The following is a 24,299-nucleotide window of genomic DNA, read 5'->3' as shown; positions in this document are numbered from 1 at the left end:
GCGGCACCGGCGTGTGTGGCTGACGTCTCAGCGGAACTACATCCGCACTGTGGCATATTTGATGAATGGCAGAATTCAAGCAGTCCACGAAGCTTCATAACGTCCTTTACGACATCCGTGGACCGATTCTCCAGGCCGCCCAGCAGATGGAGGCGGAAGGCCATAGAATCCTCAAGCTGAACATCGGCAACCCCGCACCCTTCGGCTTCGAGGCGCCGGACGCCATCCTCGTGGACATGATCCGCCACCTTCCGCACGCCCAGGGCTACAGCGACTCCCGGGGCATCTTCTCCGCACGCACCGCCGTCTCGCAGTACTACCAGACCCGCGGGATCCAGAACATCCACGTGGACGACATCTACCTGGGCAACGGCGTCAGTGAACTCATCACCATGTCCCTGATGGCCCTGCTCGACGATGGCGACGAAGTCCTGATCCCCACGCCGGACTACCCGCTGTGGACGGCTTCCGTGGCACTCGCCAGCGGCAAGCCGGTGCACTACCTCTGCGACGAGGAATCCGGCTGGCAGCCGGACCTCGAGGACATGGAAGCCAAAATCACGCCGCGGACCAAGGGGATCGTGGTGATCAACCCCAACAACCCCACCGGCGCCGTCTATCCCGAAGACACGCTCCGGAAGATCGTGGCGCTCGCCGAGAAGCACGGCCTGGTGATCTTCGCCGACGAGATCTACGAGAAGATCCTTTACGAGGACGCTGTCCACGTGAACCTTGCCAGGCTCACCGGCGACCACGTCCTCTGCCTGACTTTCAGCGGCCTGTCCAAGGCGTACCGGGTATGTGGTTACCGCGCTGGCTGGATGGCCATTTCCGGCCCCAAAAAGGATGCGGCGGACTACCTTGAGGGCATCAGCCTGCTGGCAAACATGCGCCTCTGCGCGAACGTTCCCGCCCAGCACGCCATCCAGACGGCGCTCGGCGGCTACCAGAGCATCAACGACCTGATCCTGCCGGGCGGCCGCCTGCTGGAGCAGCGCAACAAGGCCTACGACATGCTGAATGCGATCCCGGGCGTCAGCACGCAGCAGGCCAGGGGCGCCCTCTATCTCTTCCCCCGGCTGGATCCGGAGGTGTACCACATCAGGGATGACGAGAAGTTTGTCCTTGACCTCCTCAGGGAGCAGAAGATCCTGGTCTCGCACGGCCGCGCGTTCAACTGGGTGCGCCCGGACCACTTCCGCATGGTCACGCTGCCCAACGTCAAGGACATTGAAGAGGCAGTGGGGCGGATGGGGGACTTCCTAAGCAGGTATCCGGGGAACTAGCCTGTGGGCACGGGCGCTTCGGGCCCGTGAACCTTCGTGGAAAGGAATTCCCCATGGCCGGCGTGGTCAAGTTCAACCAGCACCCCTCCGAAACGCTGCGGGCGGGGGAAGGGTTCTCGCTGGACAGCGTTGATCCCGATTCCACTCCCGGCTACAGCGGCACCAAGCGGGACGGCAAGGCGCTCCTGGCGGACCTGGACGACGAACTGACCGAGCTGCAGGAGAAGCTGTTTGCAGAGTCCCGTTTCGGCGGCCGCAAGCGGATCCTGCTGATTCTGCAGGCCATGGACACCGCGGGCAAGGGCGGCATCGTCAACCATGTGATGGCTGCGATGGACACCCAGGGCGTGCAGTTCAAGGCGTTCAAAGCCCCCACGGAGGAGGAGAAGTCCTACGACTTCCTGTGGCGCATCGAGAAGGAAGTGCCGGCAGCCGGGATGGTGGGCGTTTTTGACCGTTCCCACTACGAGGACGTCCTGATCCACCGCGTTCACGGCTGGGCCAGCCCGGACGAGATCAAGCGCCGGTACGTGGCCATCAACGAGTTCGAGGCACGGCTGACGGACTCGGGCACCAAGGTGGTCAAGGTGATGCTGCACATCAGCGGGGAGGAACAGAAGGCCAGGCTGCTGGCCCGGCTGGACAACCCGGCCAAGCACTGGAAGTACAACCACGGCGACCTGGACGAGCGGGCGTTATGGCAGGACTACCTGGATGCCTACCAGGCTGCCATCGACGAAACGAACACCCCGGACGCACCGTGGCACGTGGTTCCTGCCAACAAGAAGTGGTACGCCAGGATCGCGGTGCAGCAACTGCTGCTGGGAGCGATGTCCGGCCTGAACCTTGCCTGGCCCAAGGCCGAATTTGACGTTGCCGCCGAGCGCGAGCTGGTGGCCCGGTCCTGACGTTGCCAGAGGTCGGGTCCGGCAGCGCTTAGCCCTTACAACGGCTGGTCGCGGGCGGCGGCCAGCCGCTTTCGGGCACCTTCAAGCCATTCCTCGCACCTGGCGGCCAGCGCCTCGCCCCGTTCCCAGAGAGCCAGGGATTCCTCGAGGCTGGCGCCTCCTGCTTCCAGCCTGCCCACCACCGCAATGAGCTGTTCGCGGGCTTCCTCGTAGCTGAGTCCTGCTACGCCGTTCGCTGGCTTTTGCTCAGTCATTGCGTTCTCCTTGGTGAAGCGGGGCGGGTTCCGCTGCGGGCTGTTCCAGTGTTCCGGTGGGCTCATGTGTCCCGGTGGAGGTTGCGCCGAAGCGGCCTTCCGCCACGCGGACGGACAAGGGTGTGCCCGGGGGTGCCTCCGCCGGGCGGCGCACCACGGCGTGTCCTGTGCTGCTGCGCCCTGCTGCTTGCGGGTCCGCGAGTTCGACGACGGCGTACCCCCGGTCGAGCGTTTTCTGCGGGGACAGCGCGCGGACCTGGGCTTTGAGGTGCTCCAGCTGGTCCGCCGCACGCACCACCGTGGAGCTCACCGCCGCCGAAGACCTCCGGAGGAGACGTTCAATTTCCTCGGAGCGGATGGTCACCATTCCCTCTGGGGCCGCAAGGACCGGCCGTGAGTGGAGTGACGCCAGCCGGTCCGATTCCCTGTCCACCAGGCGTTCCATGCACCGGCGGAGCTGTTCCCTGGCCTGGCGCACCCCTGCAAGCTCTTCGGAGACTTCCGGCACGATCCGTTTCGCTGCGTCCGTGGGAGTGGAGGCGCGAAGATCGGCGACGTCATCGAGCAGAGGGCGGTCCGCCTCGTGGCCAATGGCACTGACAACGGGGGTGGCGGCAGCGGCGACAGCGCGGATCAGTTCCTCGCTGTTGAAGGGCAGGAGGTCTTCGAGGGCACCGCCGCCGCGGGCGATAACAATGACATCGACCTCAGGACGGGCATCCAGCTCCCGCAGCGCGCGGACCACTTGGGACACCGCGGTGTTGCCCTGGACCGCCACTTCGCGGATTTCGAAATCAACCGCGGGCCACCGAAGGGCGGCGTTGCGCAGGATGTCCTTTTTTGCATCGGAGTCGCGGCCGGTAATCAGGCCAATCCGGTGCGGCAGCAGGGGCAGCGGCTTCTTCCGGGAATCCGCGAAGAGCCCCTCGGCGGAGAGGGCCTGGCGCAGCCGCTCGATCCGAGCCAGGAGGTCACCGAGGCCCACGGGCCTGATGTCCCTGACCAGCATGTTCAGGCGGCCGGTCTTGATCCAGAATTCCGGTTTCAGCAGGGCGACCACCCGGGACCCGCGTTCCAGCGGGAGGTTCTGGCGCTCCAGCACCTTGGTCCACACTGAGGCAGGCAGGGAAACCTCGGCGTCAACATCCCGCAAGGTGAGGTACGCATTGCTGCCGCGCCGGTTCAGTTCAATTACCTGCCCCTCGACCCAGGCCGACGGTGTCCGGTCGATGTGGGCCTTCAGTTTCTGCGACAGCAACTGGAGTGGCCAGGGGTTGTCCGGCGTGGTCTCCGCCGCCGTCGCAGGAAGCGTGGTGGGCGCTGCCAGTTGCTCATCGGGGACCGGAAGCGACGCCTGTTCAGACATGCGGATTCCCTTGCGGGGCTGGAACTGCGGGCATGGGGTCCTTCGTCGGTTGTGCGGCGGCGGTCATTCAACCATATCCATAAGCTCTACCATCCGGGACTGACAGTATCCGGCCAGCAAGCCCGCCTAGGATGGGTTGACCGCCATCGACCCGAAGGATCTGCTGTGCGCACTTTTGTTTCCGCCTTCGCCACGCTGCTGGCCATAGTGCTGGCTGCCGTGGCGGTTCCCGCCATCTGGCTGGACCGCAACATTGTCCAGGAGCAGGGGTTTGTGGAGCTGGCTTCCCCGCTGGGAAGGAACTCCGAGTTCCAGCAGGGCCTCGCCACGGCGGCGGTCGGGACAATTGATACCAGTGCTGTCCCCGGCTTCCTCGCCGACCTGGTCCGGCCGGCGCTGGAGGACGCCGCCGCATCGATGACCGGTCTTCCCGGGTACCCGGCGGCCTGGGAGGAAACGCTGAGGAAAAGCCATCGACTCAGTTTCACCGCACCGCAGGCAGAAGCCGGCGAAACGGCGCCCGCCTCGTCCCTGACCCTGGACGTTGCGCCGCTGGTGCGGCTGGGCGCTGAAGAAATCTCGCGCACCACACGGCTTCCCCTCGACCCGCCGGACCAGACGCTGATCGATGTGGGACGGCCCGAGCAGAAGGAATGGACGGAACGGCTGGCCGCCTACGCACCTGCCGGCTACCTGCTGGCCGGGGGAGCGGCGGTGGCCCTGCTGCTGGCTGTAGTAGCCGCACGCCGCCGGTGGACAGTGCTGGTGGGCGCAGGACTGGGCGCCCTCGTGCTGGCAGCGGTCTGGACGGTCGGCTCGCAGCTGGGCTCGTCCGCCGTGCTGGCCGCGGACACCGGAAATGAGGTGGCCAACATGTTCCGGGACGGGTTCGTTGCTGCCGCTGCGGCGGACTTCCAGGACTGGACGTTGGCTTCGGCAATTACGGGCGGGGTGCTGGTGCTCGTGGGGGTTGTGGCCGGGCTCACATCGCGGAAGCGGGTGCGGCCAACCCGGTAGCATGGAGTAATGACCCCCTCAGCTGTTTCCCTTTCGATGCCCACCATTCCGCGTAGGCGCCGCTCTCCCGAGGAAGTAGCTGCTGCAGCCCCTGTATCCGGAACCAAGAAGGTGCTGCTCGCTGCTCCTCGTGGGTACTGCGCCGGTGTGGACCGGGCCGTCATCGCGGTCGAGAAAGCCCTGGAGCACTACGGCCCTCCGGTGTACGTGCGCAAGCAGATCGTGCACAACGTCCATGTGGTCAGCTCCCTGGAGGAAAAGGGCGCCATCTTCGTCGATGAAACGGACGAGGTGCCCGAAGGTGCCTTGGTGATTTTTTCAGCCCACGGCGTATCGCCCGCAGTGGTCCAATCCGCCGAAGACCGTGGCCTGCGCACCATCGATGCCACCTGCCCCCTGGTTACCAAGGTCCACAAGGAAGCCGTGCGGTTCGCCAAGGACGACTTCGACATCCTGCTGATCGGCCACGACGGCCACGAGGAAGTCGAAGGCACCGCAGGCGAGGCTCCGGACCACATCCAGATCATCAACGGCCCGCACGAAGTGGACAAGGTGGAGGTTCGGGACCCGGAGAAGGTCATCTGGCTTTCGCAGACAACGCTCAGTGTTGACGAGACCATGGAGACCGTCCGCCTGCTGAAGGACCGGTTCCCTACGCTGCAGGATCCCCCCAGCGACGACATCTGCTATGCCACCACCAACCGCCAGGTGGCCATCAAGAAAATCTCGCCGCAGGCGGAGCTGGTGATCGTGGTGGGCTCGGCCAACTCGTCCAACTCCGTGCGGCTGGTGGAGGTGGCCCTCGAATACGGGGCCAAGGCCTCCTACCGTGTCGACTTCGCCAACGAAGTTGATGAGGCCTGGTTTGAAGGCGTGGCAACGGTGGGCGTGACCTCCGGGGCGTCCGTTCCCGAAGTACTGGTGCAGGACGTGCTGCGGCTGCTGGCCGATTACGGCTACGGCACCGTGGAGGAAGTGGTCACGGCCGAAGAGGACCTCCTCTTCTCGTTGCCCAAGGAGCTCCGGGCAACGCTCAAGCAGGCCGGCGACGTCAGCCGCGCCCTGGGCGGACGCAAGCCGCGCAGCTAATAGCTAAACGAAAGCGGGCCTGGCTGCTGGGCGAATTCTAGGGGTCGTTGCAACACCTGTTGGTTAGGTGGTTAGTAGTAGATCACGTAAACGCTCGGCTGGAGTATTCCAGCCGAGCGTTTTGCGTGGGCGGCCGTTGAGTTCCTGCGCGACGTGTTCGAGATCTTCGGGTCCGTAGACGGACAGGTCGGTGCCTTTGGGGAAGTACTGGCGCAGGAGCCCGTTGGTGTTCTCGTTGGAGCCGCGTTGCCAGGGGCTGGCGGGATCGCAGAAGTAGACGGGCATGTCGGTGGCAAGGGTGAATGATTTGTGGGTGGCCATTTCCGCGCCCTGGTCCCAGGTCAGGGAGCCTCGCAGGTGGGCCGGCAGGGTGGTCATGGTTTTGACGAGTCCGTCGCGGACTGTTTCGGCGGTGTGGTCATTTGGCAGGTGGATGAGCATTACGTAGCGGGTGGTGCGTTCGACCAGGGTCGCGATCGCTGACTGGTTGTAGGCGCCGGTGATGAGGTCCCCTTCCCAATGGCCTGGCACGGCGCGGTCCTCGATCTCAGGCGGGCGCTCGGAAATCATGACCATCGGGTCCACAAACCGGGGAGTGCGCTGCTCGCCGCTGCGGTGGGGTTTGCGGCGGGTCCGGCCGGTGCGCAGGGCTGCCTGGATTTCGCGTTTGAGTCCGCCTCTGGCCTGGACGTAGAGGGCTTGATAAATCGTCTCTGGGCTCACACGCATCTCCGGTTGGTCAGGGAACTCTCCGACCAGCGTGTGGCTGATCTGCTCCGGAGACCAGCGTAGGAGCAGCTTGTCCTTCACGTAGTCACGCAGGTCCGAGTCGCCTGCGAGTTTGGCCGCCTTGGGCCGCGTCCGGCGGGCAGCGGCAGCACGGTGCGCCGCATAGGGCTGGTAACCGTCGTTCCGTCCGTTGCGGGCGAGCTCACGGCTGATGGTGGACGGTGACCTGCCCAGCGCGGCAGCGATGGCCTGCTGCGAGGCACCGTGTCCGGACAGGTCCCGGATCCGCTCCCGGTCCTCCAGAGACAGGTAGCGCGGATCAATGGGTTTTTCCAGTGCGGTGATGCCCGGGGCGGGCATAGCCATTACGCCGGCCGGGGTGTCAAAGGAGTTCACTCCCCGTTTGTAGTCGATCACCCATCCGTCAGGGTAAATGCGTCGATTGCTCGACTTCCGGATTCCCTGGTCCCAGTCCCTGGCCGTGCGAATGTTCACGCCAACTGTCCGTGCCGCTTCACGACGGGAAACACCGGCCTTGCGCAGCCGGAAGAACTCTTCCCTTCCCGGATGCGGGCCGGCGCCCGGAGTCCCGCGGCCTCTCAGACCGGCTTTCCTGACCCAGCCAGCGCATGTGTTGGCATTGAGTTCCAGCTCCCTGGCCGCTGCCCTCGTACTTCCAAGACGGTCAAAAACCGCGAAAAACGCAGCCTTCTGATCCTGGCCCGAACGCACTCCACTTGATGATTCACGGCTTAAACGAGACACGGTCGTTGCAACTCCCAAAATTCTGGATGTTGCAACGACCGCTAGAACCCAAGCTGTTGCTGCCGGGCCCGCTCTTTTTTGCTCTCTTTGCTTTTGTCAGGCCCCCATCAGGCGGCCTCGTCCTCGCTTTGGAGTTCCGGGGCAGCCACTGCCCGCGGCGTCACCTCCACGACCGGGGGTGTGACCAGGCCGGACTCCTCCAGGCTGTTCAGCTTGCGCGCGGTGGGGAGGATCCGGGCTTCCAGCGTGCCCACCATGGAGTTATAGCGGTCAACGGAGGTCTTCAGCGACGAGCCCAGTTTGCTGACGTTCTCGCCCAGGGTTCCCATCCGGTCGTACAGCTGCCGGGCAAGGTCGAACAGTTCCCGGGCACTGTCCGTCAGGACGTCCTGCCGCCAGGTGAAGGCGACTGATTTCAGCACAGCCAGCAGGGTGCTGGGGGAGGCCAGGACCACGTTCCGGGACAACGCATGGTCCAGGAGTTCGGCGTCGGCGGTCAGGGCGGCAGCGAGGATCGATTCGGCCGGGATAAAGCAGATCACCAGTTCAGGCGAGTTGCCCGGGATGTCCCAGTACTTCTTATTCCCCAGTGCGTCCACATGGGCGCGCAGCGCCTTGGCATGCGCGGCGAGAAGCGATTGCTGCGAGCGGTGGCCCGTGCCGGAAACGGAACCGTGCAAGCCCCGCGCATCATGTGTGCCCAGCTCCTGGGCCTCCAGGTAGGAGGACAGCGGGACCTTGGCGTCAACCACCAGCTGTTTCTCGCCGGGGAGCTGGACCACCAGGTCGGGGCGCACGGACGACTCGCTGCCGGTGCTGTGGACCTGCTCAATAAAGTCCACGTGGCGCAGCATTCCGGCCGCCTCCACCACCCGCCGCAACTGGACCTCGCCCCACTGGCCGCGGGCACTGTTGGAGCGCAGCGCCGACTCCAGGGCGTGTGTGGACCGGATCAGCTGTTCGTCCGAGAGGCGGGCTTCCTGCAGTTGCTGGGCGAGCTGGCCGTACTGTTCCAGCCGGTCCCGTTCCAGCAGGGCCACCTGTTTCTGCACTGCCGTCAGCTTCTCCGCCACGGGCGCAAGGGCACGCAGCACGCTGCCGTCCTGGGACCGCGATTCGCCCAGCTCCCGGTTCTGTGCCGCCAAAAGCCGCCGCTCGGCGTCGGCCGCTGCGAACTGCGCGCTGACCTCTGAAAGCCGCGACGAAACGGCGTCGAAGTCCTCCTCCACCGCCCGGCTGTTTTTCCGCAGCGCAAAGTAAGTGGCCGCAGCGCCCGCCAGGGCGCCCAGTAACAGCATGAACAAAGCCAGAATCAACGCGAAAGCATCCATGTGCCCACTGTCGCACGTGGCTCTGACATTTCCCCGAAGCGACATTTCCCGGTGCCGCCCGCGAACCGGCATGATGCCCGCTGCGGGTAGAATCAATGCTCGTGGCTCTTACTATTGGCATCGTCGGACTGCCCAACGTCGGCAAATCAACCCTCTTCAACGCACTGACCCGCAACCAGGTGCTGGCAGCGAACTACCCGTTCGCCACCATCGAGCCCAACGTGGGCGTTGTCAGCCTGCCGGATCCGCGGCTCCAGCAGCTCGCCGAACTCTTCGGCTCCCAGCGCCTCCTGCCGGCAGCTGTGTCCTTTGTGGACATCGCCGGCATCGTCAAGGGCGCCAGCGAGGGTGAAGGCCTCGGAAACCAGTTCCTGGCCAACATCCGGGAAGCGGAAGCCATCGCCCAGGTGGTGCGCGTCTTCGATGACCCGGACGTAATCCACGTTGACGGCAAAGTGGATCCGCGCTCGGATATGGAGACCATCAACACCGAGCTGATCCTCGCAGACCTGCAGACCATCGAAAAAGCCATCCCGCGCATCGAAAAAGAAGTCAAGATCAAGAAGCGCGAGGCCGCCGAGCTGAACGCCATCCTGGCTGCGCAGAAAGTGCTCGAGCGCGGCGACACCATCTTCTCCTCCATCAAGGGCGACAAGCTCGAAATGGAGCACCTCAAAGAGCTCAGCCTGCTGACGGCCAAACCCTTCATTTACGTCTTCAACGCCGACGAAGGAATCCTCGGCAGCCCGGAGAAGCAGGAAGAACTGCGTGCCCTCGTGGCCCCGGCGGACTGCATCTTCCTCGATGCCAAGCTCGAAGCCGACCTCGTGGAACTTGACGAGGAAGAAGCCCGCGAAATGCTGGAAATGAACGGTCAGGAAGAATCCGGGCTTGACCAGCTGGCGAGGGTCGGCTTCCATACCCTGGGCCTGCAGACCTACCTCACCGCCGGTCCCAAGGAGGCCCGCGCCTGGACCATCCACCGCGGCGACACCGCTCCCCAGGCAGCCGGCGTCATCCACAGCGACTTCCAGCGCGGGTTCATCAAGGCCGAAGTGGTGTCTTTCCACGACCTCATCGAAGCCGGTTCCATGGCCGAGGCCAAGTCGCGGGGCAAGGTCCGGATCGAAGGCAAAGAATACGTTATGGCCGACGGCGACGTAGTGGAATTCCGCTTCAACGTCTGATTCGAATCGGTTTACTTTCGAGGAAATAACAAAGGCCCGGTATTTGCCGGGCCTTTGCTTTTACAGGGCCCAATTGGGGGAATTGTCCTTGGCGAATGCGGCTCCCGGCCCCGACGGCGAATCTCTCGTGGTGCCCTGTGGGGCCAGGTATAGGGGTTACCGTTCAGTTCATTAGTTAGGTATAGGGGTTTCGTGCATTCCTGGGAATGGGTATAGGGATTGGTTGCGCATACTTTCGCTTCCGGTCTACGCTTTGGCATAGCTGGCATTTAGCCGCCGTTGTTACTGGGTCGATGCTTGCTTTCCCAGTCGAACATTTTAAATCCCAGTAGAAACAGCGAGAATATGAAAACTAGGTCCGCTGGCTTAGTAACACCCTCCTCCTCGCCCGCGACGCAACAAGTCTGCTGTTCCGGACCGGCAGTTCCTGGTGGGCCTATCTGTGGAAGTCAAGCAGTGCGTGGCACATCTGATAAAGGGGCGCCCTGATGTCCTGGCGTAAATGCATAGCGGTTGCATCATCCATTCTGGTTGGATTCGTAACCATTACTCCCGCAACCGCAACCGCGGCGCCCACGGTCTCGCTGAGCATGGACACCTACGTACAAGCGGATAAGGCGACTTCAAACTTTGGGACCAGTGTCCGTTTGTCCACGGAAGGCCGTAGGAACATCTGGCGAAACACTCTTGTGCGCTTTAATGTGCAAGTTCCCGCTGGCGAACATGTTGTTTCAGCCAAATTACGGGCCTATTCGGAGACATCCACAACGTCCACGGAGTTCGTGGATGTATTTACGACGTCCGGCGGCTGGACCGAGAGGGGGGTTACGTGGAATACCGCGCCGCCGCGCGGGACGTGGCTGGGGAAGGCCGGCGGCTTCGGTACCGGTTCCTGGGTCGAATGGGATGTTACCAAGGGCGTCAGCGCAAAGGGCGGCGATCAGAACTTCAAGCTGGAAAGCAACGCGCAGAAGTGGATCGGGTTCAAGTCGAAGGAATCTGCCGATTCCGCCCTGCGTCCCCGGCTGGTGGTGACCACCGCGCCTGACACGGTGACACCTACGGAGGCGGCGACAGCCAATGGTTGGGGCGCACCTGTAGCCGGCGACGAGTTCAACTACACAGGTGCGCCGGATGGCACCAAGTGGACTGTATACAACAGTCCCGGGCACGCGGGCCAAGGTATCCGGAGTCCACAGCAGGTGAGCGTGGATGGTTCCAAGGTGGTCATGACTGGAACTCCGGACGGCACCACCGCTGGCATGGGCGCGAAGTTTGCAAACCAGAAGTACGGGCGGTGGGAAGTCCGTGCGGCCGGGTCCGGTGATAATGAGTACCACATGGTATCCATCCTGTGGCCGGATAGCGGGAATTGGCCGTGTGACGGCGAAGTTGACTACGCGGAGACGACTGGCGACTGGAACGTCATCAAGTTCTTCCACCACTATGGATGTTCGAACTTGCAGACCTCGCAGTCCAAACCCCTCGACGTTACCCAGTTCCACAACTACGCCGTCGACTGGTCTCCGAACGGGATCGTGGGCTACGTCGACGGGGCGAAGTGGTTTGAGGACAACAACCCTGCACACCAGCCACCGGGTCCGATGCACCAGACGCTGCAACTGGACTGGTTCCCGGACAGCACTGCAAACGGCGCTGGCGAGATGCGAGTGGATTGGGTCCGTGTGTACGCGGTGGCTGGAACCCCCTAGACATGTCTGCAAGAGGCCCGCAAGCAGGTAGATTCAAACTGAATTTACCAACGAGTTAACCCCTGGAATCCGAAGGTACCCGGCTACCGGCAACACGCGAGAGGATGGAAGTTGCGTTCCCCTTCAACGTCCGACCGTTTCGTTATAGCCGACCGCGGGTAGGTAAGTTACGTTCGCTTCAATTTCTGGTGGGTTCGCCGGGGACCTTATCCTGACTACAGGGGCGCGCCCCGGCGACTTCCGGCTGGACCGCCCGGGCAGAGCAAAACAAGGAGGCGGCATGCCGGTCAGGCGTCTGATCCAGTTCATCACCGCGGCGGCAGCTGCTGCCCTGGTGCTTTCGGGCTGCTCAGGCAGTGGCGGCGCCGCGCCCGTTGTAGTGGGGGAGGCCAAGCGCGGCGGCAGCGTCACCGTTGCCGAAGTTAACGCCTTCTCCTCCTTCAACCCCTACAGCACTGACGGCAACACCGACATCAACTCCAAGATCGGCTCGATCACCCACTCGGGCTTCTACTACCTTGACGACGCGTCCAAAGTGGTGCGGAACGAAAAGTTCGGGCGCTTCGAGAAAATCTCCGACAATCCTCTGAAGGTGAAGTACACCGTCAACGAGGGCGTGAAATGGTCCGACGGCGAGGCGATCGACGGGGGCGACCTCCTGTTGAGCTGGGCCGCGGGTTCAGGCTATTTCAACGACGCCGATCCCATGGCCGGGACAGGGACCACGTACTTCTCCACCGCCTCTGACACGAGCGGCCTCGCGGGAACCGCCCTCCCCGAACTCGGCGAGGACAGACGCTCCATCACCCTGGAATACGCCGTGCCGTACGCGGACTGGGAGGTGGCGTTCGACGTCGGGCTGCCCGCCCACGTGGTGGCCGCAAAAAGCGGCCTGAACGATGAGGAAGACCTCATCGACCTGATCAAGGATTCACCCCGCGGCGACGTAGAGAAGCCCGCACTCAACACTGCCCTGAAACAGGTCGGCGACTTCTGGAACTCCGGTTTCGACACCAAATCACTGCCCCAGGACCCCTCGGTCTACCTCTCCAGCGGGCCGTATATCGTCCGGGACATCGTCCCCGAGTCGTCCATGAAGCTGGTCCGCAACCGGGACTACACGTGGGGGCAGGAACCGTGGCTGGATGAAATCAACGTCCGGTTCACCGGTGGAGTGCCTGCCGCTGTGGATGCCCTCCGGAACGGGCAGGCGGACATCATCTCGCCGCAGCCCTCCGCCGAAACCGACAGCCTCTTCGCCGGACTGGCCGAGCAGGGCAACACCGTGGACCGCTACAGCCAATCCGGCTACGACCACCTGGACCTGAATTTTTCCGGTCCCTTCGCGGACGACGACGTCCGAAAGGCATTCCTCAAGGCGGTACCACGGAAGGCCATCGTGGACGCCGTCGTCGGCAATCTCCTGCCGGACGCCAAACCCCTCGATTCGCACGTGTTCCTGCCGCGACAGCCCAAGTACGAGGACGCGGTGAAAAACAACGGCTCCGGGGATTATGCCGAGGTGGACATCGATGGTGCAAAGGCGCTCCTTAACGGCAAAACCCCCACCACCCGCATCCTGTACAACCGCGACAATCCCAAGCGGGCGAAGGCCTTTGCCCTGATCCGGGACTCGGCAGCGCGGGCCGGCTTCCAGGTGGTCGACGCCGGACAGGGCAATGCCGACTGGGCGAAGGCTCTGGGGAGCGGCGGCCACGACGCGGCACTGCTCGGCTGGATCGGTACCGGGGTGGGTGTCAGCCGTGTTCCGCAGATCTTCCGCACCGGTGCCGGCAGCAACTTCAACGGATTCTCCGACGGCGATGCGGACAAGGCGATGGAACAGCTCGCCGGCACTACGGACCTGGCCAAGCAGGACGAACTGCTGGCCGAGATCGACAAGCAGGTCTGGGAGAACGCGTACGGTCTTCCGCTGTACCAGACGGTCGGCACTACGGCATACAGCGCCCGGGTTGCCGGCGTGAAGCCAAGCCCGGGACCTCTGGGCGTGTGGTGGAACGTTTGGGACTGGCGGCTCGCCTAAGGGCCCATTTATCGCTTCCTCCTCCGGTGGCGGGCCTCACACTTTCAATTCGCTGTTAAGCGTACTCGCGAGTAGCATGTGACTTGCACAACTTCCGTTGACCGACTAAGCGTTCAGTTCGCGCCGGTCACGGTTTGGCAACGGAGTACCAGTATCTGGACTTTGTGCGGTTAGGCTACTTGCATATGTAGGCTGCGTCACAGTTCATAACTGCGTCTCGCCTGCGGGGGAAGCACAAAGATTCCCCTCGTTTTCTCCCACAACTCATAGGAGGCGGAATGCGTTTTGCGCGCACTTCCAAAGCACTGGGCATCGTGGCAATCGCCGCGCTTGCCCTGACCGGCTGCGGCGCTGGAGGCGGCAGCAATAACGGTGCCAGCGAATCTGCCGGGGACCCGAACAAGGTCATTACCGCTTACAACAGCGAACCACAAAATCCGTTGCTGCCAGCGAACACCAACGAAACCAATGGCGGTCGAGTCATTAACCTGCTTTTCGAAGGCCTCCGCACTTACGATGCCGACGGAAAAGCGGTGAACTCTCTTGCCGAGTCCATTGACTCCTCCGATGCCCAGAACTGGACCATCAAGGTCAAGCAGGGCCAGAAGTTCAGCAACGGTGAAGCCATCACGGCAAAGACTTTCGTTGATTCGTGGAACTTCGCTGCGAACTCCAAGAATCTGCAGAACAACAGCTTCTTCTTTGAATCAATTGCGGGCTACGAGGATGTTTCGGCCGTCAACACGGAGAAGTCCGCTGACGGCAAAACCACCACTACTCCTGCTCCAAAGGCTGAGTCGATGTCCGGCCTGACGGCCATCGACGACTCGACCATCAGCGTCAAGCTTGTCCAGCCGGAAGCTGACTGGTCACTTCGGCTCGGGTACTCTGCCTTCTACCCGCTCCCTTCCACTGCACTGGCAGACCCGAAGGCATTCGGTGAAAACCCCGTGGGCAACGGACCGTACAAGTTCGAGAAAGAGGGCGCTTGGGTTCACGACCAGTCTATTTCGCTGGTGAAGAACCCTGACTACAGCGGTCCCCGTGCTGCCAAGAACGGTGGCATCACCTTCAAGTTCTACACGGATCCGGGTCCCGCATACACCGACCTGCAGGCCGACAACCTGGACATCACCGATGTCCTTCCGTCGAACGCGACGAAGACCTATCTGTCGGATTTCCAGGACCGCAACGCCACCAAACCCGTGGCCACAAACGCCACCTTGAACATCCCGCCGTACAACCCGAACTTCCAGGGTGAAGCCGGGAAGCTGCGCCGGCAGGCCCTGTCCTACGCCATTAACCGCGAAGAGATCACCAAGGTGGTATTCAGCGGGACGCGTACCCCGGCCAAGGCTTTCGTTCCGCCGGTCATTGATGGCTTCGAAGAAGGCCTCAAAGGCAGTGAAGTCCTCAAATTCGACGCCGCCAAGGCCAAGGACCTCTGGACACAGGCTGAGAAGATCCAACCGTACGACAACTCCAAGCCGCTTCAGATTGCCTCCAACACCGATGGCGGTCATAAGGAATGGATCGACGCCGTAGCCAACGGTTTCAAGAACAACCTCGGCATCCAGGCGGAAATCCAGCCCTTCGCGAAGTTCGCCGAAGTGTTGAACCTGCGCAAGGCCCAGCAGCTTCCCGGCTTGACCCGCGCGGGCTGGCAGGGTGACTACCCGTCGCTCTACAACTTCCTGGGACCTGTTTGGGCTACGGGTGCATCCTCCAACTACGAGAAGTACTCGAACCCCGCTTTCGACAAGCTGCTCAAAGAGGGTCTGGCCGCCAAGAGCACCGACGACGCGAACGCGAAGTTCAACCAGGCACAGGAAATCCTCTTCCAGGATCTTCCCGGCCTGCCGCTCTGGGATTATGCCAAGGCGATCGTGTGGAGCAACAACGTCGCGAAAGCCGAGACCGGCTGGAACGGCGAAATCCTCTACTACAACATCACCGGCAAGTAATCCCTAGATCTAACTTGCCGATCTAGCCACAATGGGGGTCCGGTCACGGCCGGGCCCCCATTGGCTTGCAACGGCAGGAAGGCACCAATGAACCTGCTTCCTTTCTCCACGGAAGGCTGGTGATCCTGTGGTCCGGTTTATCCTGCGCCGACTGCTCCAGGTAATCCCTGTTTTCCTCGGCACTACCCTCCTGGTCTATTACATGGTGTTCGCGTTGCCGGGCGACCCGATTGCTGCGCTCTTCGGCGACCGCCAGCCTCCTCAGGCCGTTATCGACACCCTGCGCAGCCAGTACCACCTGGACGAACCGTTTTGGGTCCAGTACGGGTTGTTCCTTAAGAACCTCTTTACCTTTAATTTGGGCAATGATTTCACTGGTCAGCCCATTGCCGCCACGTTGGCCCGGGTCTTTCCAGTGACCGCTATGCTCGCTGTGGAAGCACTGATCATTCAAGCCGTTTTCGGCGTGGCCTTCGGCGTGTTCGCCGGACTCCGTCGCGGCGGCTGGTTCGACTCCACGGTCCTCGTGGCGTCCCTGGTGGTGATCGCGGTCCCCACGTTCGTCTTGGGGTTCGTCTTCCAACTCGTCTTCGGTGTCCAGTTGGGCTGGGCCAAACCGACCGTGGGAGCCAATGCAGACTGGGCAAATCTGTTATTGCCGGCAGTAGTGCTCGGCTTGGTTTCCTTTGCCTATGTGCTCCGCCTGACCCGTACCTCGGTCAGTGAGGGCATGAATGCCGACTTTGTAAGGACGGCCACTGCAAAAGGCCTCTCCCGCCCACGCGTGGTGATCGCCCACATCCTGCGTAACTCGCTGATCCCCGTGGTGACCTACCTCGGCGCCAACCTGGGCGGCCTCATGGGCGGCGCCATCGTCACCGAAGGCATTTTCAACGTTCCCGGTGTGGGCAACAAGCTCTACCAGGCAGTCCTCCGCAGCGAAGGACCCACCATCGTCTCCATCGTCAGCGTGCTGGTGCTGGTGTTCGTGGTAGCCAACCTGCTTGTTGATCTCCTGTATGCCTGGCTTGACCCGAGGATCCGCTATGACCAGTAATAACAGCCACTTCGTGGCTCCCCTTGAGGAAACACCACTGTTGGCGACGGATGCCGTCAAGACTGACCAGGCGCCTCTCAGCCTGTGGTCCGACGCCTGGCGCAAGCTCCGCCGTCGTCCGTTGTTCATCATTTCGGCGCTGCTCATCCTGATGCTGATCGTTGTGGCGTTGTTCCCCGGACTGTTCTCGTCGGTTCCGCCGAACGAGGGCTGCGAACTGGCCAACTCGGAAGGCGGCCCCGCCGCCGGGCACCCGTTCGGCTTTACCTTCCAGGGCTGCGACATCTACTCCCGCGTCATCCACGGCACCCAGGCGTCACTGTCTGTCGGCATCCTCTCGGTGCTGTGCGTGTTGGTCATCGGCGTAACCTTCGGTGCCCTTGCCGGCTACTACGGCGGCTGGATCGACGCCGTGCTGGCCCGGCTGGGCGACATCTTCTTCGCCCTGCCGCTGATCCTCGGCGCGCTGGTCATCACCCAACTGCGTGTCTTCCGGGAGAACAAGAGCGTGTGGACGGTGGTCTTTGTGATCTCGCTCCTCGCTTGGCCGCAAATGGCCCGTATCACCCGCGGTGCAGTGATCGAGGTCCGCAACGCAGACTTCGTGAGGGCCGCCCGTGCCCTGGGTGTTTCGAAATTTGGAACATTGGTTAAGCACGTGCTGCCCAATGCGGTGGCACCCGTGATAGTGCTTGCCACGCTGGAACTCGGTGTCTTCATTGTCGCCGAGGCAACGCTGTCCTTCCTGGGCATCGGGCTGCCGGAAGGTGTCATGTCGTGGGGTCACGACATCGCTGCAGCGCAGACTTCCATCCGCACCAACCCGCAGATCATGCTGTATCCGGCCGCAGCACTGTCCGTCACGGTGCTGAGCTTCATCATGCTGGGCGACGCCGTGCGTGACGCCCTTGATCCAAAGAGCCGCCAGCGATGAGAGACAAAGAGATGACAACTCCAGAAATACGCATCGCGGAAACCGGCACCACAGGGGTCCGGCCGCTGCTGGAGATCCGCGACCTCGCCATCACCTTCAAGACCAGCGGCGGGGAAGTCCAGGCGGTCCGTGATGCGCACCTGACCATCATGCCCGGCGAAACCGTGGCGATCGTGGGGGAGTCCGGCTCCGGCAAGTCCACCACAGCGCTGGCTGCGATAGGCCTGCTGCCATCCAACGGCCGTGTTTCCGGCGGGCAGATCCTGCTCGACGGCGAAGACATCGCGCATGCATCCGAAAAGCGCATGATCGAGCTACGCGGCAACACCATCGGGATGGTGCCGCAGGACCCGATGTCCAACCTGAACCCGGTATGGAAGATCGGCTACCAGGTCCGGGAAACACTGCGGGCGAACGGCCAGCCCAGCGGTCCGGACGACGTTGCCAAGGTACTCTCCGAGGCCGGCCTGCCGGACGCCCACCGGCGCGCCAACCAGTATCCGCATGAGTTCTCCGGCGGTATGCGGCAACGCGCCCTGATCGCCATCGGGCTCTCCTGCCAGCCCCGCCTGCTGATTGCGGACGAGCCCACCTCCGCACTCGATGTCACGGTGCAGCGGCAGATTCTGGACCATCTGGACACCATGACTACCGAACTGGGCACCTCGGTGCTGCTCATCACCCACGACCTGGGGTTGGCAGCCGAACGGGCCGACAAGGTTGTGGTGATGTACCAGGGCCGCGTGGTGGAGGCAGGACCTTCCCTGGAACTGCTGCAGAACCCGCAGCACCCTTACACCAAGAGGCTCGTGGAGTCCGCACCGTCCCTGGCCAGCCGCAGGATCCAGGCTGCCAAGGAACTGGGTGTGGAGGCTGCGGACCTGCTGGCCCCGGCAGCCGAACCGGCAGTCGCGGACAACGTCCTGCAGATCCAGGACCTGCGGAAGGTGTACAAGCTCCGCCAGGGACTGGGGAAGGCATCAGACTTCGCGGCCGTTGATGGCGTCAGCTTCGACGTCCGCAGGGGAACCACGACGGCGATCGTAGGGGAGTCCGGCTCCGGCAAGTCCACAGTGGCCAAGATGGTGCTCCAACTGGAGAAGCCCACCGACGGCAGGATCCTGTTCGACGGCGTCGACACCTCCCTCCTTAAGTCGTCGGATCTGTTTAAGTTCCGGCGTCGTGTGCAGCCCATTTTCCAGGACCCCTACGGTTCGCTGGATCCGATGTACAACATCTTCCGGACCATCGAGGAGCCGTTGCGGGTCCACAAGATTGGCAACAAGGAGAGCCGGGAGAAAAAGGTCCGCGAACTGCTGGACCAGGTGGCGCTTCCGCAATCCGCCATGCAGCGGTATCCGAACGAGCTCTCGGGCGGGCAGCGCCAACGCGTCGCCATTGCCCGTGCTCTCGCTCTCGACCCGGAAGTCATCATCTGCGACGAAGCCGTGTCCGCCCTGGACGTGCTGGTGCAGGCGCAGGTGCTGAACCTGCTGGCAGAACTCCAGTCCAACCTGGGGCTGACCTACCTCTTTATCACCCATGACCTTGCTGTGGTCCGGCAGATCGCAGACCACGTCTGCGTCATGGAGAAGGGGCGCCTGGTGGAGACCGGGTCTACGGACGAGGTCTTCGAATCACCGCAGCAGGACTACACGAAGGCGCTGCTCAACGCGATCCCCGGTGCCAAGCTGATGCTTCCGCCGGAAGTGGCTTAACCGTCCTCTGTCTCAATGAACGGTTGGAGCCGGAGCCTGTTGGCTCCGGCTCCAACCCTCTTAAGGCTGTCAGTCCTGGAAGGAACCGGTGCCGCCGCCTCTTGCCATCGCCGGTGGCTGGCCAGCAACCGCCTTCCGCTCCAGACCCAGGTCTCGGAGCCGGTGTTCCAGCAAGGTCCCGAGCGCGCGGCGGCCGTTGGGATTCATATGCACTGTGTCCGCCAGGTCCTTGGCCAGGCCGTACTTGGTGAGCCAGTCGCCCACGGAAACAAAAGGCAGGTTGTGGGCTGCTGCCACCGAGCCCAGCAGGGCATCAACCTCCGTGCGGCGGCCACCCCCGTTGCCTTCACCGCGGGCCAGGGTTCCGATCATGGCAATCCGTGTTCCCGGGTAGCGGGCTTGGAGCTCAGCGATCAGACGCTCGGCATTTCCGGCAATTCGGCGGTCCGATGCCCCGCTTGCGGCGTCGTTGCCGCCCCCCTGGATAACGATGAGCGCCGGCGTACTGGACGGCAGTAGCCAGTCGCCCCGGCGGAGGGCATCAATGTAGTTGCCCGTTGTGCCGTTGGCGGACACGAAGCCGGTGCCGCCCCGCCCGCAGTAGTACACCCTGTACCCCGCAGACTCGAGGCCCTGGCGGGGCCACCCGTCCGACGGTTCCGACTGCGAATCACCGATCAGGAGAACGGTTCTGCTGATGTCGGGGACCACTGCCTCAAGCCGCCCATTGGCTGGATTGAGGATGCGCGATCCGGCTGCGCCAGGATTCGCAGCGGGAGCGCCGGGCTGCCCCGCACCGGCAGCCTGCACATGGGAAACGGTGGAAGACTGGGGCAGTACTCCGCAGCCGGACAAGGCAATAAGGCTGGACACCGCGAAGGCGGCGGCGGCTCCGGACGCGGCAACGCGTCTCCGGGCCAAGGCTTTTCGCATGTGGTGTCTTTCGGGCTTGCATGAAGTGTCAGAGCAATCATGTGGCATGGAGGCAGGATTGGCCAGTGATATTACTCACTAATTTTCGCCCACCCCGCGGCCACGGGGCGGCGGGCCAACCTCCTGTCCGCCGGAAAATTTAGGCCTATTAACGCCACTGACGCTAGAATGGAGGAAGCAGCCCTATGCAAAGGGCCTGATCCGTCGTGCGTTCCAGTTGGAAATGTCGCGATACAACAGCTGACTTTCACCACTGAATCGAGCCATTACGCATGTCTGAAACCACCACCAACACCGCGGTAGCCACTGCATCGCGCAGTGACCTGCGCAACGTCGCGATTGTGGCCCACGTTGACCACGGCAAGACCACCCTGGTCGACGCCATGCTCAAGCAGACCAACTCCTTTGCCGAGCACAACCACCTCGAAGACCGAGTGATGGACTCCGGTGACCTTGAGCGCGAAAAGGGCATCACCATCCTGGCCAAGAACACCACCGTGGCCTACAACGGTCCCTCCTCCAACGGCGAGACCATCACCATCAACGTGATCGACACCCCCGGCCACGCCGACTTCGGCGGCGAGGTGGAGCGCGGCCTGTCCATGGTTGACGGTGTCGTGCTCCTCGTTGACGCCTCAGAAGGTCCGCTGCCGCAGACCCGTTTTGTGCTCCGCAAGGCCCTGGCCGCGCACCTGCCGGTCATCCTCCTGGTCAACAAGACCGACCGTCCCGATGCCCGCATCGAGGAAGTCGTCCACGAGTCGATGGACCTGCTCCTGGGCCTGGCCTCGGACCTCGCAGACGAAGTTCCGGACCTGGACCTGGACAAGATCCTCAACGTGCCGGTCGTGTACGCCGCCGCAAAGGTTGGCCGCGCCTCCCTTGAGCAGCCCGCCGACGGAACCGCTCCGGAGAACGAGGACCTGGAACCGCTGTTCCAGACCATCATTGAGCACATCCCTGCTCCCAAGTACAACCCGAACGGCGTCCTGCAGGCACACGTCACTAACCTTGACGCCTCCCCGTTCCTGGGCCGCCTGGCGCTGCTCCGCATCTACAACGGCACCCTGCGCAAGGGCCAGACCGTTGCCTGGGCACGCGCCAACGGTGAACTGAAGAACGTCAAGATCACTGAACTGCTGGCCACCAAGGCCCTGGACCGCGTTCCCGCCGAATCCGCCGGCCCGGGCGAGATCGTCGCCGTCGCCGGTATTGAGGAAATCACCATCGGTGAGACCCTGACCGATGCCGAGAACCCGCAGCCGCTGCCGCTGATCACCGTGGACGATCCCGCGATCTCCATGACCATCGGTATCAACACCTCGCCGCTGGCCGGCAAGGTCAAGGGCGCAAAGGTCACGGCCCGGCAGGTGAAGGACCGCCTGGACAAGGAACTGATCGGTAACGTCTCCATTAAGGTGCTTCCCACCGAACGTCCGGATGCCTGGGAAGTCCAGGGCCGTGGCGAGCTCGCACTCGCCATCCTCGTCGAGCAGATGCGCCGCGAAGGCTTCGAATTGACCGTGGGCAAGCCGCAGGTTGTCACGAAGACCATCGATGGCAAGATCCACGAGCCGATGGAGCACATGACCATCGACGTGCCCGAAGAATACCTCGGCGCTGTCACGCAGCTCATGGCGGCCCGCAAGGGACGCATGACCAACATGGCCAACCACGGCACCGGCTGGTGCCGGATGGAGTTCATCGTTCCGGCCCGTGGCCTGATCGGTTTCCGCACCAAGTTCCTGACCGACACCCGTGGTGCCGGCATCGCGGCCTCCATCTCCGAGGGCTACGAGCCGTGGGCCGGCCCGATCGAGTACCGCACCAACGGTTCAATGATCGCCGACCGCGCCGGTGTTGTGACCCCGTTCGCCATGATTAACCTGCAGGAACGTGGCTCGTTCTTCGTCAAGCCCACGTCCGAGGTCTACGAAGGCATGATCGTCGGCGAGAACTCCCGCGCCGACGACATGGACGTGAACATCACCAAGGAAAAGAAGCTCACCAACATGCGGGCCGCTTCCTCCGACACCTTCGAAAACCTGACGCCGCCGCGCGATCTCACCCTCGAAGAGTCGCTGGAATTCGCCCGCGAGGACGAGTGCGTCGAGGTGACCCCGGAGGCCATCCGCATCCGCAAGGTCATCCTGGACACCAACGAGCGTTCAAAGGCCAACCGCGCCCGCGCGAAGGTCTAGCAGTCCCGTAGTTTCAAAGAATGCCACCGGCACCGCGCCGGTGGCATTCTTCGTTAACCGGGGCGCTGCCACGTACCGCGCTGTGCAGTGAAACCCGGGTTCACTGCACAGAGGCAGTCCCTGCGGACCGAGCTGGTACTTCACGGCGCCCTACCGTTTTCCACATGGCCGATCCCCGCCGCTGCGCACGCCGTGTCCGCCCGGGCACCATGCAGACATGCAAATTCTCACTGATGCTCTGGCCGCAATGGGCGGCGTTGCCGACGCCGGCTCCCTGAGGCAGGCCGGTGTCTCCCGCCGGTCCATTGAAGGCAGTGTCCGCGACGGGACGGTGCACAGGGTGGCGCGAGGCGTGTATGCGCTGCCTGACGCCGATTCCTTACTCATCCACGCCGCTCGCCATCACGCGGTGCCCGGTTGCGTCACGGCTGCTTCGGCAGCGGGGCTGTGGGTAGTCGGGGAGCCGGACAAGCCGCATCTTGCCGCGCGGCACGGAAAGCCGGTTAGCGGCTGCGTAATCCATCGAAGCAGCTTCCCGTTGACGCATCTGGATGTGGTGTGCCAATCACTCCGTTGCTTGCCGCCGCTCGAGGGGCTGACCATCGCGGAATCTGCGGTAAAGAAGGGGCTGGTTCAGCTTCCGGAACTGAGGGAGAGGTTTCCAGCCGCGCGGGAAAAGGCGTTACGCGGACTCGTGGCCAAAATCCGGCCCCAATCCGGGTCCATTATCGAAACGATGGCCCGGTACCTGCTTGAAGAAGCCGGGCTGACCGTCGAGCTCCAAGTCAAGATTCCCGGCATGGGCCACCTGGACCTTCTGGTAGACGGCATGCTGGGTATTGAGGCAGACGGCTACGCCTACCACAGCAGCAGGGCAGCCTACCGGGAGGACCGGCGGCGGTGGAACATTACGGTTATCCGGGGCGTTCCCGTGCTTCGCGTGACCTTTGAAATGCTGCTGACCGAGCCCAGGAAGTTCGTGCAGATGGTCCACCAGGCCCTTTCCACGTACCGCCCGGCGCAGTGAAATCCGGGTTCGCTGCGCAGTGGCAGTCCCTGCGCACCGAGAGCTGCCTTAGGCGCGCGGCCTGCGCCGCTCGGGCGCGGGCGGAACCTCCTTGGCTGCGACAATGCGCTCAAGGGGAATCACGACGTCGGCCTGCCGCGTGCGGACGGTGCACGCACCGGCGTCGCACGCTACCAGGTGCCCCAGCGCATCAGTGAGGCCGCCCTCGATGCGGTACCGCACCACCACCCGCATTCCGGGGGCGGCAGCGGAGAGGAAGCCGGCGGGGGTGGGGGCAGGTAGACTCACCACTTCATAGTAAGTGGCTTCATACAAGGCGTCCGGCTAGGTTCGCGGTAACGGCCTGGGAGATAATAGGCTCAGATGTCAAGAGTCCGGCCATGGTTGCCGGACGCAAGAACCGGCGCGACGCCGGAACCAACGTGGAGAGGCCAGGGACGTGACGTACGTAATCGCGCAGCCGTGTGTAGATGTCAAGGACAAGGCATGTATTGAAGAATGCCCGGTCGACTGCATCTATGAGGGTGAGCGTTCGCTGTACATCCATCCGGACGAATGCGTCGACTGCGGAGCCTGCGAGCCGGTATGCCCGGTGGAGGCCATCTACTACGAGGACGACACCCCGGACGAATGGGCCGACTACTACAAGGCGAACGTGGAGTTCTTCGACGACCTCGGCTCGCCCGGCGGCGCCGCCAAGGTCGGTAACACCGGCAAGGACCACCCGATGATCGCTGCACTGCCCCCGCAGAACCAAGACCACTGACGCAGGCAGGA

Annotated in this window: 20 protein-coding genes; 14 read left to right on the top strand and 6 right to left on the bottom strand. The window is 63.2% G+C overall.

Annotation, left to right across the window (positions count from 1 at the left end; genetic code table 11):
* Positions 1–65: 65 nt before the first annotated feature.
* Together QFZ36_RS05810 and QFZ36_RS05805 are read left to right on the top strand one after the other, a co-directional pair.
* Positions 66–1,286 (top strand): pyridoxal phosphate-dependent aminotransferase, encoded by a 1,221-nt coding sequence (locus QFZ36_RS05810; protein ID WP_306634647.1) that lies wholly within the window; start codon positions 66–68, stop codon positions 1,284–1,286.
* Positions 1,287–1,339: 53 nt separating this feature from the next.
* Positions 1,340–2,194: a polyphosphate kinase 2 family protein gene (locus QFZ36_RS05805; RefSeq protein WP_306634645.1), complete on the top strand. Its 855-nt coding sequence runs from the start codon at positions 1,340–1,342 to the stop codon at positions 2,192–2,194.
* Between the two features lie 35 nt (positions 2,195–2,229).
* On the opposite strand, the gene QFZ36_RS05800 is transcribed toward QFZ36_RS05805, so the two are convergent.
* Positions 2,230–2,448, bottom strand: a complete 219-nt coding sequence (locus tag QFZ36_RS05800; protein WP_306634643.1) for an exodeoxyribonuclease VII small subunit — start codon at positions 2,446–2,448, stop codon at positions 2,230–2,232.
* Positions 2,441–3,814, bottom strand: coding sequence for an exodeoxyribonuclease VII large subunit (xseA, locus tag QFZ36_RS05795; RefSeq protein WP_306634642.1), 1,374 nt, complete (start codon positions 3,812–3,814; stop codon positions 2,441–2,443). The genes QFZ36_RS05800 and xseA overlap by 8 nt, the downstream gene beginning before the upstream one ends.
* Positions 3,815–3,979: 165 nt before the next feature.
* Between xseA and QFZ36_RS05790 the strand changes: the two genes are divergently transcribed.
* Both QFZ36_RS05790 and QFZ36_RS05785 read left to right on the top strand, forming a co-directional pair.
* On the top strand, positions 3,980–4,831 hold the full coding sequence (locus QFZ36_RS05790; RefSeq protein WP_306634640.1) for a hypothetical protein: 852 nt from the start codon (positions 3,980–3,982) through the stop codon (positions 4,829–4,831).
* 9 nt (positions 4,832–4,840) lie between these two features.
* The gene (locus QFZ36_RS05785; RefSeq protein WP_306634638.1) at positions 4,841–5,920 is read left to right on the top strand and encodes a 4-hydroxy-3-methylbut-2-enyl diphosphate reductase; all 1,080 of its coding nucleotides are present in this window, start codon (positions 4,841–4,843) and stop codon (positions 5,918–5,920) included.
* Positions 5,921–5,983: 63 nt separating this feature from the next.
* On the opposite strand, the gene QFZ36_RS05780 is transcribed toward QFZ36_RS05785, so the two are convergent.
* Positions 5,984–7,192 (bottom strand): IS30 family transposase, encoded by a 1,209-nt coding sequence (locus tag QFZ36_RS05780; RefSeq protein WP_444964486.1) that lies wholly within the window; start codon positions 7,190–7,192, stop codon positions 5,984–5,986.
* 329 nt (positions 7,193–7,521) lie between these two features.
* Complete coding sequence (locus tag QFZ36_RS05775) at positions 7,522–8,745, bottom strand: DNA recombination protein RmuC (RefSeq protein ID WP_306634636.1); 1,224 nt, start codon at positions 8,743–8,745, stop codon at positions 7,522–7,524.
* A gap of 101 nt (positions 8,746–8,846) precedes the next feature.
* Here QFZ36_RS05775 and ychF point away from each other — a divergent pair, with 101 nt between their 5' ends.
* From ychF to QFZ36_RS05740, 7 genes are all read left to right on the top strand, one after another.
* Positions 8,847–9,932, top strand: coding sequence for a redox-regulated ATPase YchF (ychF, locus tag QFZ36_RS05770; RefSeq protein ID WP_306634634.1), 1,086 nt, complete (start codon positions 8,847–8,849; stop codon positions 9,930–9,932).
* A gap of 488 nt (positions 9,933–10,420) precedes the next feature.
* The gene (locus QFZ36_RS05765) at positions 10,421–11,644 is read left to right on the top strand and encodes a CBM96 family carbohydrate-binding protein (RefSeq protein WP_306634633.1); all 1,224 of its coding nucleotides are present in this window, start codon (positions 10,421–10,423) and stop codon (positions 11,642–11,644) included.
* A 280-nt stretch (positions 11,645–11,924) separates the two neighbouring features.
* Positions 11,925–13,688 (top strand): ABC transporter family substrate-binding protein, encoded by a 1,764-nt coding sequence (locus QFZ36_RS05760; protein WP_306634632.1) that lies wholly within the window; start codon positions 11,925–11,927, stop codon positions 13,686–13,688.
* A gap of 278 nt (positions 13,689–13,966) precedes the next feature.
* Positions 13,967–15,652: a peptide ABC transporter substrate-binding protein gene (locus QFZ36_RS05755; RefSeq protein ID WP_306634630.1), complete on the top strand. Its 1,686-nt coding sequence runs from the start codon at positions 13,967–13,969 to the stop codon at positions 15,650–15,652.
* Between the two features lie 127 nt (positions 15,653–15,779).
* Positions 15,780–16,709, top strand: a complete 930-nt coding sequence (locus tag QFZ36_RS05750) for an ABC transporter permease (RefSeq protein WP_306634628.1) — start codon at positions 15,780–15,782, stop codon at positions 16,707–16,709.
* Positions 16,699–17,643, top strand: a complete 945-nt coding sequence (locus tag QFZ36_RS05745; RefSeq protein WP_306634626.1) for an ABC transporter permease — start codon at positions 16,699–16,701, stop codon at positions 17,641–17,643. The genes QFZ36_RS05750 and QFZ36_RS05745 overlap by 11 nt, the downstream gene beginning before the upstream one ends.
* An 11-nt stretch (positions 17,644–17,654) precedes the next feature.
* Positions 17,655–19,361 carry a dipeptide ABC transporter ATP-binding protein gene (locus QFZ36_RS05740; RefSeq protein WP_306634625.1) on the top strand — a complete coding sequence of 569 codons (1,707 nt, stop codon included), beginning with the start codon at positions 17,655–17,657 and terminating at the stop codon, positions 19,359–19,361.
* A gap of 69 nt (positions 19,362–19,430) precedes the next feature.
* On the opposite strand, the gene QFZ36_RS05735 is transcribed toward QFZ36_RS05740, so the two are convergent.
* Complete coding sequence (locus tag QFZ36_RS05735; protein WP_306634622.1) at positions 19,431–20,294, bottom strand: SGNH/GDSL hydrolase family protein; 864 nt, start codon at positions 20,292–20,294, stop codon at positions 19,431–19,433.
* Between the two features lie 272 nt (positions 20,295–20,566).
* Here QFZ36_RS05735 and typA point away from each other — a divergent pair, with 272 nt between their 5' ends.
* Both typA and QFZ36_RS05725 read left to right on the top strand, forming a co-directional pair.
* Positions 20,567–22,495 carry a translational GTPase TypA gene (typA, locus tag QFZ36_RS05730; protein ID WP_306634620.1) on the top strand — a complete coding sequence of 643 codons (1,929 nt, stop codon included), beginning with the start codon at positions 20,567–20,569 and terminating at the stop codon, positions 22,493–22,495.
* Between the two features lie 217 nt (positions 22,496–22,712).
* The gene (locus QFZ36_RS05725) at positions 22,713–23,522 is read left to right on the top strand and encodes a type IV toxin-antitoxin system AbiEi family antitoxin domain-containing protein (RefSeq protein WP_306634618.1); all 810 of its coding nucleotides are present in this window, start codon (positions 22,713–22,715) and stop codon (positions 23,520–23,522) included.
* Positions 23,523–23,570: 48 nt separating this feature from the next.
* Here QFZ36_RS05725 and QFZ36_RS05720 read toward each other — a convergent pair whose 3' ends face one another.
* Entirely contained in the window at positions 23,571–23,810 is a 240-nt protein-coding gene (locus QFZ36_RS05720) for a putative acetyltransferase (RefSeq protein WP_306634616.1), read from the bottom strand.
* A 151-nt stretch (positions 23,811–23,961) separates the two neighbouring features.
* Here QFZ36_RS05720 and fdxA point away from each other — a divergent pair, with 151 nt between their 5' ends.
* A complete protein-coding gene (gene fdxA / locus QFZ36_RS05715; protein ID WP_050685972.1) occupies positions 23,962–24,288 on the top strand; it encodes a ferredoxin in 327 nt (108 codons plus the stop codon).
* Positions 24,289–24,299: the final 11 nt, after the last annotated feature.

Origin of the sequence: Pseudarthrobacter siccitolerans, assembly GCF_030823375.1 — a bacterium.
Classification (GTDB): domain Bacteria; phylum Actinomycetota; class Actinomycetes; order Actinomycetales; family Micrococcaceae; genus Arthrobacter; species Arthrobacter siccitolerans_A.
This window is presented reverse-complemented; position numbering and strand designations above follow the sequence as displayed.

Excerpts from the sequence above, each read along its gene's own strand:
- QFZ36_RS05810 (WP_306634647.1), top strand. The coding sequence starts at position 66 with ATGGCAGAATTCAAGCAGTCCACGAAGCTTCATAACGTCCTTTACGAC.
- QFZ36_RS05805 (WP_306634645.1), top strand. The coding sequence starts at position 1,340 with ATGGCCGGCGTGGTCAAGTTCAACCAGCACCCCTCCGAAACGCTGCGG.
- QFZ36_RS05800 (WP_306634643.1), bottom strand. The coding sequence starts at position 2,448 with ATGACTGAGCAAAAGCCAGCGAACGGCGTAGCAGGACTCAGCTACGAG.
- xseA (WP_306634642.1), bottom strand. The coding sequence starts at position 3,814 with ATGTCTGAACAGGCGTCGCTTCCGGTCCCCGATGAGCAACTGGCAGCG.
- QFZ36_RS05785 (WP_306634638.1), top strand. The coding sequence starts at position 4,841 with ATGACCCCCTCAGCTGTTTCCCTTTCGATGCCCACCATTCCGCGTAGG.
- QFZ36_RS05775 (WP_306634636.1), bottom strand. The coding sequence starts at position 8,745 with ATGGATGCTTTCGCGTTGATTCTGGCTTTGTTCATGCTGTTACTGGGC.
- QFZ36_RS05765 (WP_306634633.1), top strand. The coding sequence starts at position 10,421 with ATGTCCTGGCGTAAATGCATAGCGGTTGCATCATCCATTCTGGTTGGA.
- QFZ36_RS05760 (WP_306634632.1), top strand. The coding sequence starts at position 11,925 with ATGCCGGTCAGGCGTCTGATCCAGTTCATCACCGCGGCGGCAGCTGCT.
- QFZ36_RS05755 (WP_306634630.1), top strand. The coding sequence starts at position 13,967 with ATGCGTTTTGCGCGCACTTCCAAAGCACTGGGCATCGTGGCAATCGCC.
- QFZ36_RS05745 (WP_306634626.1), top strand. The coding sequence starts at position 16,699 with ATGACCAGTAATAACAGCCACTTCGTGGCTCCCCTTGAGGAAACACCA.
- QFZ36_RS05740 (WP_306634625.1), top strand. The coding sequence starts at position 17,655 with ATGACAACTCCAGAAATACGCATCGCGGAAACCGGCACCACAGGGGTC.
- QFZ36_RS05735 (WP_306634622.1), bottom strand. The coding sequence starts at position 20,294 with ATGCGAAAAGCCTTGGCCCGGAGACGCGTTGCCGCGTCCGGAGCCGCC.
- typA (WP_306634620.1), top strand. The coding sequence starts at position 20,567 with ATGTCTGAAACCACCACCAACACCGCGGTAGCCACTGCATCGCGCAGT.
- QFZ36_RS05725 (WP_306634618.1), top strand. The coding sequence starts at position 22,713 with ATGCAAATTCTCACTGATGCTCTGGCCGCAATGGGCGGCGTTGCCGAC.